The sequence below is a fragment of the Leucobacter soli genome (genome assembly GCF_042659205.1).
In the GTDB taxonomy this organism is placed as follows: Bacteria; Actinomycetota; Actinomycetes; order Actinomycetales; family Microbacteriaceae; genus Leucobacter; species Leucobacter soli.
In genome coordinates, this window is the sequence record NZ_JBHSRW010000265.1 from 1 (window position 1) to 2,895 (window position 2,895).

The window sequence follows — 2,895 nt, forward strand, 5'->3', positions numbered from 1 at the left end:
CCCGCATGCGCGCGGCGGCGGCGAGCATCGCCCGAGACTTCCACTGACCTCCGGCGCGAGCCCGGGACGGAGCCGAGCGCGCCTCCGGCGCCGCGTCCCGCAGGGCCTAGGCCGCCTTCTCCCAGACGAAGTGGCCCTTCTCCTGCTCCTCCTGGTGGTCGGGGTGCAACGGGATCCCGGTGCGGTCGCGCAGCAGCAGGGTCGCGGCGAACGCGACCACCATGACCCCGGCGATGTAGAACGCCACCGAGGTCGCGGTGCCCGTCGAGGCGACGAGCCACGCGGCGATCATCGGAGCGAACGCGCCGCCCAGGATCGCGCCGATCGCGTAGGTGATCGAAACGCCCGAGTAGCGGATCGAAGCGGGGAACAGTTCCGCGAAATACGCGGCCTGCTGACCGTAGGTGAAGCCGTTGCCGATGGCGAAGAGGGACAGCCCGATGAACAGCAGCCACACGTTGCCGGTGTTCACGAGCGGGAAGAGGATGAAGATGACGGCGAGGAACGCGATCCACCCGATGATGTAGGTCTTCTTGCGACCGATGTGATCGGAGGCCACGCCCGCGGCGAAGGTCATGATGAGCCATACGACCGACGCTCCTGCGACCGCGAGCAGCACCGGGGTGCGCTCCATCCCGACGAGGCCGCCGTCCTCGATGGGCATTGTCGCGTAGTTCTGGATGTACCCGCCGGTGGTCATGTACCCGGCCGCGTTGTTGCCGGCGAAGGTGAGCGCCGCGAGCACCACGAGCAGCCAATGCCTGCGGAACAGCTCGACGACGGGGATCTTCGTCTGCTCCTTGCGCTCGGAGATCTCGGTGAACACCGGGCTCTCCTCGACGGCGCGGCGCACGACGATGCCGACCACGATCAGCACGACGCTGAGCAGGAACGGCACGCGCCAGCCCCATTCGAGGAACTGATCGCCGGGAGAGATGACGCCCGTCATGAGCGCGAGCACGCCCGAAGCGAGGAGCAGGCCGATCGGCACGCCGATCTGCGGGAACGCGCCCATGCGGCCGCGCTGGTCATCGGGCGCGTGCTCGACGGCCATCAGCACCGCGCCGCCCCACTCGCCGCCGGTCGAGAGCCCCTGCAGGATGCGCAGCAGCATGAGCAGGACCGGCGCGAGCATCCCGACCTGCTCGTAGGTCGGCAGGACGCCGATGAGCGTCGTCGCGATGCCCATCATGATGAGCGTGATGACCAGCATCGCCTTGCGGCCGAGCTTGTCGCCGAAGTGGCCGGCGAGGAATGCGCCGAGCGGACGGAAGAGGAAGCTCACGCCGACCGTGGCGAAGGAGATGATCGTCGCGGCCTGCGGGCCGGCCGGCTCGAAGAAGAGCCTGCCGAAGACGAGGCCTGCGGCGCTGGCGTAGAGGAAGAAGTCGTACCACTCGATGGTGGTGCCGATGACCGTCGCGGCGGCGACACGGCGCAGTTCGCGCGGCGAGGTGGTCGGTGCGGATGTGCTCATGATCGAGGACTCCTTTGTCGGAACAGAGGTGATTAATTCACATACTGAACACATGTATCGATATGCAAACAGGATGAGGATAGTCCACGAAACGACGGAACGCCACTCCCGGAGCTCGGGAGCGGCGTTCCGCAGGGCTGTTCCGGCCTCGGAAGACCGGCGCAGGATCAGCGCGCAGGCAGCGACTTGTAGAAGACGAGCCCGTTGCCCTGGCTGTCGTAGACCACGGCGCGGCGCTCGTGCGCATCGTCGTACGGCGCGCGGGCGATCCCGCCGCCGTTCTCATCGACGGCCGCGGCGTCGCCGTCGACGTCATCGGTCTTGATGCCGACCACGACCTGACCAGGGATCGGGTGATCCAGGGGCGTGGCGAGTGCGAGCGTGATCGTGCCGCCGTCGAGCGCGGCGAAATGATCGCCGTCGCGGAACTTCAACGGAAACCCGAGAGTCTCCGTGTAGAACTTGATCGACTCCTCGAGATCATCGGTCGCGAGGACGACCATCTTCACCTGATGCTCGCTCATGGCGGCTCCTTACTGTTCGGTGGCAGGTGTGCACCAGGCTACACTCACGGCGCCGCGGCACGTCGGTGCCTCAGCGCCTCGGTGCCTCAGCGCCTCGGCCTGTAGAATGATCCGGTCCAGCTCGGCCGGCGACGGTCTGGCCGGGGAAGGCACCCGAAAAAGGGGCGCTGCTGCCGAGGCTCGGCGAGACATACACGGATCCTCACCCGTTGACGCCTGTTCAGGAGGCCGCCTTGTCTTCGCCCGCCATTGCATCCGCACCCGCCCCCCTCTCGCTCCCGGCGGTGCTCGCCCGAGCACTCGCCCGCCACAGCACCCGCGCCTTCGGGCTCATGGGCAACGGCAACGCCCACTTCATCGAGCATCTGGCCGACGCCGGCATCGCCTACACCGCAGTGCGGCACGAGGCCGCCACCGTGGCCTCGGCCGACGCCTACCACCGCGTCTCCGGCGAACTCGCGATCGCGACGACGACGTACGGTGCAGGATTCACCAATGCCCTGACCGCGCTCGCCGAATCGGCGCAGGCGCGCATCCCGATGATCCTCGTGGCCGGGGATGCGCCGACGAGCGGCACGCGCCCCTGGGATGTCGACCAGGAGATGATGGCCGCGGCCATGAGCGTGCGCACGATCACGCTCACGCCCGACGATCTCGAGGCGACGGTCGACCGCGCCGTCGCCTCGGCTTGGCGCATCCGGCGCCCGATCGTCCTGGCGATCCCCTACGACCTCTCGACCGCGCCGGTGCTCGATCCGGAGCCCGACACCGATACGGACACCGTGGCCGCGGGCATCGACCTGAACGACCCGGAGGTGATGCGCGCCCTCGCGGCCGCCACCTTGCCGGCCTCGGCGCCCGCCGCGACCCCGACGCCCACCCGCCAGGCCGAAC

General features: G+C 68.6%; 3 protein-coding genes. 1 reads left to right on the forward strand and 2 read right to left on the reverse strand.

Going from position 1 to position 2,895, the window contains the following annotated elements:
* Positions 1-106: 106 nt before the first annotated feature.
* Both ACFPZL_RS11890 and ACFPZL_RS11895 read right to left on the reverse strand, forming a co-directional pair.
* Positions 107-1,477 carry an MFS transporter gene (locus ACFPZL_RS11890; protein ID WP_218116331.1) on the reverse strand — a complete coding sequence of 457 codons (1,371 nt, stop codon included), beginning with the start codon at positions 1,475-1,477 and terminating at the stop codon, positions 107-109.
* 167 nt (positions 1,478-1,644) lie between these two features.
* Positions 1,645-2,001 (reverse strand): VOC family protein, encoded by a 357-nt coding sequence (locus ACFPZL_RS11895; protein ID WP_218116330.1) that lies wholly within the window; start codon positions 1,999-2,001, stop codon positions 1,645-1,647.
* Between the two features lie 233 nt (positions 2,002-2,234).
* On the opposite strand from ACFPZL_RS11895, the gene ACFPZL_RS11900 reads away from it, so the two are divergent.
* On the forward strand, positions 2,235-2,895 hold a 661-nt coding region (locus ACFPZL_RS11900), incomplete at its 3' end, for a thiamine pyrophosphate-binding protein (RefSeq protein WP_382335559.1).